The sequence below is a fragment of the Pseudomonadota bacterium genome, from assembly GCA_030859565.1.
Classification (GTDB): Bacteria; Pseudomonadota; Gammaproteobacteria; order JACCXJ01; family JACCXJ01; genus USCg-Taylor.
Genome location: JALZJW010000161.1, coordinates 1 through 7,626, shown reverse-complemented (window position 1 = coordinate 7,626; position 7,626 = coordinate 1). Strand labels below are relative to the sequence as shown.

Sequence of the window (7,626 nt, the reverse complement as noted above, 5' to 3'; positions counted from 1 at the left end):
CCCGCGAACCGGCTCAGTTCAACATCAGTGTATCCGCCATGCCGGGCGATGACACGTGTCACGCAATCCCAACCTTGTTCCGCCCGGCACAGCGGATACACTGCTTTACGTTAGGCGTCATTCGCGCTCTCCGATGAGGACGGTGCTATTGCTACTTGCGTTGGCGAGCGTCTGCTCTGCCGGGCAGCAGGCCATTGAGTTTATTTATCCCGTGACGTAGAAGAGGCCCGCGAGCACGCCCGCCGCGAGAGGTACGAAGCACTGCGCGCGTGGCATGAAACACCCGAATTCTTTGCCGCCGGTCATCCAAGGAAGCTCGCTTTGACATGAATCGACATGGACGTTTTGAAGTTTTTTTACTCTATGGCGGTCATTCTTATTGGGGTGGCTAGTCGGTATTCACATATCGTCACTCCAAATGGATGTTCATCGGTCAGTTGACTACGGCAGGCATTCACCAGTCCGCTTGCCCAAAAGCGGCGGCGGCTGGCACGACTTCTCGATCGACACCGACGGCTCCCGAGGTTCAAAACGCCGGACCTTTGTATCGCTGGAATGCCACCAAAAAGGCCTATGTAGAGCAATCCAGCGAGCAGATCAGACCGATGTTTTCCGAAGAGCCATGACGCCCTACTAACCGGCGATGCAGCGAGCTGCTCGCGCATCACGGCGCCTGCTTCCGCCCTCCGGACGAGATGAGGAAATGGATCGCGACGGTGAACGATGCCGAAATGCGCAAGGCCCTCACATGGCGCTACAGAATCCGTGGGGAACTGTCGAGCAGGAGTAGACGCGAAGCCGAGCATTCGTGTGAACGCTGAAACTGGCGCGAGTTCGCGCGAATACCAGGCCGTAATGAAAAACGTTACTAGACCATACTGCGCCTTTCTTTTGCTTCTGTCTCTGACGCGCTACGTCGCGACCACTGCAAGTGGGCAAGCGGCGATCGAATCAGAGCAGTCGTTCAATACCAAGACATCGGAGCACGCCGGCGTCGCAGTTGTGGCGTCCGTGGCCAAAACACCTGCTCGGGATGGTAAAGTTCTCCTCAAAATCACGATAACGAATAAGACTTCGGCAATGGTAGCATATGATGACTATGTTGGGTTTCCGAAATGCACCGTGTCGATAATTGATGAGAAGGGACAGGTTCAACCCTTGACGCCATTTGGAGAAAGAGCCGTAATGGGAGTCGGTTCCCTGCGGATGCTCGTTATAAGCCTTGCGCCGGCAGAGTCCAAAACCTACAGATGTGACTTACGGAAGTGCTTCGCTCTGATGCCAGGGAAGTTTGATGTGTCCATCGCGTTTCCGCTTCGCCAGCCTCGCGGAGTGCTCAAGATCGAGAAGCTCCGATTCACAATTAACAACTCGGAGGCTTAGCTGCGTAAAGGGAACAGTTTACCGGTGAAGTCTGCGAGCGGCGCACTCACTGCTCGCGCGCCAAGGCGGACAACGCCCGGTCAAAGCGCATCGCGGACCGGCTCCTCCGGAAATACTTTTCCCCCTCCCCACGTTAATTGGGATCTCCCACAATGTACGACTGCTAACTCCCGTTGTGCCACAAGTTCCAGATCTTGCGGCGCCGAAGCCGTAAGCCGCTTTGCGAAAGACACTCCGCTTGCTTCTATACAGCCAGTGATGCCACGCTGTCATGGGTCCCGTGGAGAGCATATACAGCAGGACGGCCATCGTTGTAATCCCGCAAAACCGGCTCTTTTTCGTCTTTGCAGTGGCACCCCCCGGCTGTGCTCGAATGGAGGTGTGAAAATCCAGATTCGAGCTTTGTATCAGACCGAGGGGTACCGAATTGAAAAGATCAGCAGCGATGGGGAACGGGCGCAAGTGGAACTGTTGTGGGATGAGCGTTGTAAGCCGAGATGTGAGCAGTGCTCGGCCCCTATGAGGATCAATCGCAAGACGCGCCAAGGCGCCCTGGACCTGCCCTTGGCCAGCGCCGGGTTCGTGTTGGTGGTCTACGAGGCCGGTGCAAGGATATTGCCGGCACTGTGCCCGCTACGAGACGGTGCGCCCGCTGGAGATCGTCGAGCAGCACCAGGCGAGCCTGCGGGTGATGCGCCAGGTCAGTTTGTTGTGCCGGTGGCTGCCTCTGGCGCGGGTCTGCGAGTTTTTGCCGGTCGTGCCGAGCACCGCCTACCGTTGGGATCGCTATATACTGCAGAAGGAATTGCCGGAGCCGCGGCTGGACGGGCTGGAAGCGATCCTGGTCGACGAGAAGGCGATCCGCAAGGGCCAGGGAGGCTTTGTCACCGTGGTGCTTAACGCGCGCAATGGGGAGTTGCTGCACCTGGCCGAAGGCCGAAACAAAGAGAGCCTGGAGAGTTTCTTTTCCAAGCTCAGCGAAGAGCAGAAAGGGAGTATTCGGGCGGTGGGCGTCGATCGCAGCGGGCCGTATCGAGCGGTGGTCAAAAAGCAGCTTCCCAAGGCGGAGATCGTCCTGGACAAGTTCCACCTCATTGCCAACTACAATGAGGTCATCGATCGGATCCGGCGGCGCTCCTACCAGCAGGCGAGCGGTCCAGCGCGGGAGTTTATCAAGGGGCAGCGCTACAATCTCTTTCGCCGGCCCGAGAACCTCAAAGCCGAGGGGAAGGTGGCGCTCAGAAAGCTACTGGAAGCCAATGCGGATCTCAACACCGCGTACGTGCTCAAGGATGAATTGCAGCGGCTCTGGCTCTATCGTTATCCCAAGAGCGCTGGCAAGGCACTGGAGGGCTGGGTCGAGCTGGCCCTGGATGCGGGTATTGCCGAGTTGACTCGCTTTGCCCATGGCCTTCTCGAAGCCAAGGAGCAGATCGTCAGCTTCTGCAAACATCAGCTCACCTCCGCCAAAATTGAATCCTTCAACGCCCTGATCAGCCGCGTCATCCACAAGGCCTGTGGCATCTCCAATCTCGACTATCTCTGGCTCAAGCTGCGCCAAGCTTCACTGCAAGGATGAGAAAGACCCGCAAAACCTCGATCCATTGATGGTTTCCTAGCCATATTTAAGGATGGCCGGTAAGGCGAATTTCTGTTGCGCGGGTAAACTGGCGGCGCGTTTCCATAGCGGTTGGTTTCAACACCCCGCTCAGTTTAACCTCCACCTCCAGTTTGCAATTCCGGATGACCATTACAGAAGGCTGCGAAGTTGCCACAACCGCGGCCGATCCCAAGTTAACCTTATCAAGGCTGACGGACAGAATCCCTCACGGTGCCGCTTTCGGAGAGCGAGACCTTGGATTTGTGCTCCTTCCACGAGAATTCGATAGAGCTAATGTCTCGGGGTTGGTTCGTCTTAACCAAAAACCGCGCAGTATACTGACAGCTGCGTGCACGTTCGACCATCTCGAGTATGACAGCGCGCGGATGCTCAATGACAGAAGGAATTGGATGCCCCTGTCGGCCGAAAACGTTAACCGAAACGTCCTTATAGGGGATCCCAGGAGAACCAGTCGCGGCATAGTCCCGCGCATCAATGGAAAACGATACGAGTATGCGAACCTGATCTTCTAATCGCTCCAGTAGCATGGAACCGCGATATTTTCCTAGCAGAAATGGCCGTGCATTCATCTCGTGATTAGTGATTTCCTGTGTGCCCGCGCGAAGACACATGATACAAAGGAGACACGCTAGACCAACAGTAAGCTTCATGGGGATTATGCGGGGGCAGGACCCGCTCGGCCGGTATTAATAATATTGGGGTACGATAACCGTGAAGTTGTGGATCGAGGCGGTTAAACCATAATCCTTTATGTCTCGAGCATTCGTTCAGCACCGACGCTTATTGCTGTGGCTAGCCACGGGTTCGCTGGCTGTAATCACCTTCGGGATTCTTGCCCAATACCTATCGCGAGTTTGCGAGTGCATGCAAATAGCTCGATATCAAGCGGCGGTCCCGGAAGATAAACGTTGGTTAAATTGTCTCTGGAAGATAGGAGACAAAGAGTCTGAGTCTCCTCCACGTTTTTGGGAAGTGTTTTGGGGCGCACGTCCAGCGCACGCTTATATCGCGCGACCCGGTAATGCCGATTATACTTTCATTGACGTGGAGGAAATGGGTTCTGCATTTCGGTCCTTTCAGAGTTTGACCCTCGTGAATATTCAGGGCGAAGCGATTGAATCAATGATATTTCTTTGCGCCATTGGACCCCAGAGACAGCTGAAGAGACTCCACGTCTTTCGCTCCATAGTGACTGATGAGCTGACCTTGGTACTACGGAACTTTCCCGCCCTTACGGATCTCAGCGTTGGATCGCCCGCTTTCACTGCGCGCCAGTTCCCGGCGTTGGCGAATTTGAGGAATGTGGATGTTGGGCCGTCGCATATCACCATCGAAGGCCTAACGGCGCTTTGCGCATGCCCTCGGGTCGAGGAGATCAAGATTCCCAAGTCGCTTGCCGACGAGAATGAAACTCGTCTGCGTATCCAAGCCCTTCAAGGAAAGTATCCACACATTGAAATCTGGTGGTAACCGCTTCATCATAGCGGCGCATACGGTGGGGCACCTCAGCTGGATGAGTTCATCGAACCGGCAGGCAGTCTGAAAGAGCGCGCCGGCCAGGTGAAAGGCCAGTTGTGAGCCGCGGCCAGCGCAAGCGGCGCCGCCGGAAGGCGGCCTATCGCCGAAGCCGATGCTCGAGCAGCTTCGGCTTGCGAACCGGCTGCTCATTTGAAAGACTCATGTTTCGTGGACGAAAGCCATTGGAACCGGCCCACTGTTGCGAGTTCGAATGGGCCGGTTCCGCATTGCGAAAACGATGAAGTTTCGACAAAAATCGATCGCGTTCCTTCTCCTCATCGTATTCGCGGCTTCGTACACGCTGCGAGCGCCTCGCGAGCCGATTTACGAGGGGAAGCCGCTCTCGTGGTGGTTCACGGATGGTTCGCAAGACCCGGAAGCTCAGCGGCTCGACCGCGAAGCATTGAAAAGCCTTGGGCCGGATGCTGTCGCATGGTTGGCCTATCAGGCGAGCCGTGCGCGGTGCTGGAATCCGGAGGAGCTGGCCCATGCTTCGCCCCTCAAGCGCGGCGCCGTTTCGATCGAGCGCACGTTCATGGGACCCGGGCCAACCAAAGCAGACCAAATCCACTCGGAAGCCATCATCGCCCTTGGGGAACTGGGCCCGGATGGCGCGCCGGCGATCCCGGCCCTTATCAAAGCAGTGCGCAATGGTGACAACGATGATCGCCTCCTCGCAGCCGAGTCCCTCGCGCAGATCGGTGCGGCGAGCTGGCCCGCGGTTGCCGACGCCATCCGCCGCGGCGAACGTCGGCAACGCCTCGTGCTGCTGAGAAAACTAGAGCATTGGTTCGCCGATCCGCAGGTGGCGACGAGTTCAACGCAATACCTGCATCTGATCGAACTCCTCCTCTCGACGCTCCACGATCCCGATGACGATGTCCGCGCATGGTCAGCGCAGCAGCTCTCCGCCTGCGCGGAAGCATGGCAGCGCAGTCCCCATTTTCGTGGTGGCGTTCAATCCCTCGCCCAAGCTCTCGCACGCATGCAGAAACAGGAGCGCATCGTCGCCATCGATCTGTTGGCCACGTTCGAGCGGGCCGCGTCTGGCGCCATCCCCACGTTGACCGCACTGGCGTGCGATCCAGATGAAATCACGAGGGCGCACGCCCTCGGCGCGCTAGCAGTTATCGATCCCGATCAATCACGCTGGCCAGCGCTCTTGTACGAGCTCGCCGCCTCTCCCAAAAAGGAACTCGCCGACTTCGCCGAAGGCGCCCTCATTAGAGCCGGACGTTAGCATTGTACGCAGCCGATGATCGCACCGGCAACCGTTTCTGTGGCGACCCGAGCAAATCGCGGCGAACGAGGGTTACTTCCCCTGGTAGAGATCGGCATCTTACAGCAACGAGCGAGCCAGGGAGCAAGACAATAGGTGCGGGTATGAGGGCTTTCTGCGCTGCATTCTTCTTGGCGACCGCCAGCCTGATGGCTCAGTGGAGCGAGATCAAACCCACCCACTTCGAGCCGCTCACCAGCGTGCCTTGGGACGAGAAAGGCGCGACGAGCCAGACCGTGCTCGGCGCGATCTTTCGCGAGCCCAATCTCGCGATTCGATACCGCGTCCTGGACGAGTATCTGCGGCAGATCCCCGCAACGGAAATTGGCAGAGCCTTCGAGCTGTGCGTCCCCCTGGAAAGCACGCAAAATCCCGACGATCTCGTGGAGCTGTTCATCCCGATCTGGGTAGAGCGCGATCCTGCCGCGTGCTGGGATTGGGTGAAGAAGCTGTTTCGCGTCGTCGGCATCGAAAATGGCGTGCTCGGGTACGATAGTTGGACCCTCCCGCGGATCAGCGTGCAGGATCTCGAGGCAATCCGTGCTTCACCGTTTTGGATCCAGCGGGAGGCGCTGATGGGTTTTCCAGTCGCGCTCGATCGGTCAGCGCTCGCGAAGGAGGAGCGGGTGCGGATCATGAAGGAATTCGCGGAGATGTGGTTCAAGGCATTTTCCTCCTGGCCAGGCTATCCGCGACCGGTCGAAAACGCGGGAAGGTACCTGGCGAAGGCTCATCGCAATGCCGGCAAGCCGTTGGTTGACAGCTTGCGGTACTCCCTCAACCCTGAAACACTAGAGCACATCAACCGCTCGCGGGATCCGGCGGCGGATCTACAGTTCGAAATCGTACTCCGGCGGATGCTGCGAGAGAATCCGGCATCCGCCGTGGAGCTCGTGAACAAGGCCCGAGAGAAGTGGCCGCCTCCGCCAGAGATCGGCGGCGAGCGTCTCGCAGGACCATCGGACGAACTGTTACTGATTTGGGCGAAGAGCGATCTTCCGGGAATGGTTCGCTGGGTGGAGTCTCTCGATATGCGCGAGGGCGACCTGGCGGTGCGTGCAAAAGGGCTCATGATGAGTCTGGTCGATGCAACGACGCGCAACCGCTGGCTCGCGGAAGCGAAGGCTGCGCTTTCGGAAGAACATCGCGAGGCGTCATTGTTCGAGGCTTGGGCGCAGTGGGACCTCGAAGCGGCACTGCTCGCCGTGTCCAAAGCTGGTGACCCTGAGTCGGCAAGAGGTCTTGCAAACGCGGGAGCCTACGGCCCATGGCGGGGTCAGCCGTGGAATGCGAGCCGTCACGCCTTTCGAGTGCTCACCGCTTTCGATTTCTCGAAGTTACCTCCCCGCGTTGCAGAACTGGCTCTCGATGATTGCTACAGCCTGATGGAACAATGGGACAGCATGGACGTCGCCGGCGCCGCGCGCTTTGGGTTCGCTTACCTGCTGCGTACGAACTACGCGCCGCGCAGAGGATTGATCCAGTTCTTCTCCGGCAAGAACATTTACGGCCGCGAAGACGGCATGATCGATCGGACCTTTTGCGCGCTTCGCGTGTGGGCGGTCGTCCGGCCGGACGAGATGAGGAAATGGATCGCGACCGTGAACGATGCCGAAATGCGCAAGGCCCTCACATGGCTGCTGGAAAATCCTTGGGGAACGGGGGAGGAGGAATAAACTGCGGCGACACTAAGCGTCTGACCCGAATGGCGCTAAGATAAGGCTGATTTAGGAGGTGTTCGGGCGGCGCGTTTTTTTACGCCGGGAACCGAGTTTTGCAGGACTTCTTCGCTGAGCGCGCGCATCGCGCGCACGATCTCGTCGAG

5 protein-coding genes are annotated in these 7,626 nt (G+C 58.0%); all 5 read left to right on the top strand.

Annotated features, from left to right (window positions below):
- The first annotated feature begins 810 nt into the window (after nt 1–810).
- The 5 genes from M3436_17860 to M3436_17840 all read left to right on the top strand — a co-directional run bounded on the left by M3436_17860 (nt 811) and on the right by M3436_17840 (nt 7,477).
- Nucleotides 811–1,383 (top strand): hypothetical protein, encoded by a 573-nt coding sequence (locus M3436_17860; protein MDQ3565882.1) that lies wholly within the window; start codon nt 811–813, stop codon nt 1,381–1,383.
- Between the two features lie 604 nt (nt 1,384–1,987).
- A complete protein-coding gene (locus M3436_17855) occupies nt 1,988–2,962 on the top strand; it encodes an ISL3 family transposase (GenBank protein ID MDQ3565881.1) in 975 nt (324 codons plus the stop codon).
- Between the two features lie 1,230 nt (nt 2,963–4,192).
- The gene (locus tag M3436_17850; protein MDQ3565880.1) at nt 4,193–4,474 is read left to right on the top strand and encodes a hypothetical protein; all 282 of its coding nucleotides are present in this window, start codon (nt 4,193–4,195) and stop codon (nt 4,472–4,474) included.
- Nucleotides 4,475–4,760: 286 nt separating this feature from the next.
- Complete coding sequence (locus M3436_17845; GenBank protein ID MDQ3565879.1) at nt 4,761–5,762, top strand: hypothetical protein; 1,002 nt, start codon at nt 4,761–4,763, stop codon at nt 5,760–5,762.
- A gap of 143 nt (nt 5,763–5,905) precedes the next feature.
- The gene (locus M3436_17840) at nt 5,906–7,477 is read left to right on the top strand and encodes a hypothetical protein (protein MDQ3565878.1); all 1,572 of its coding nucleotides are present in this window, start codon (nt 5,906–5,908) and stop codon (nt 7,475–7,477) included.
- Nucleotides 7,478–7,626 lie beyond the last annotated feature (149 nt).

Coding starts and splice junctions, on each gene's coding strand:
- M3436_17845 (MDQ3565879.1), top strand. CDS start 4,761: ATGAAGTTTCGACAAAAATCGATCGCGTTCCTTCTCCTCATCGTATTC.
- M3436_17840 (MDQ3565878.1), top strand. CDS start 5,906: ATGAGGGCTTTCTGCGCTGCATTCTTCTTGGCGACCGCCAGCCTGATG.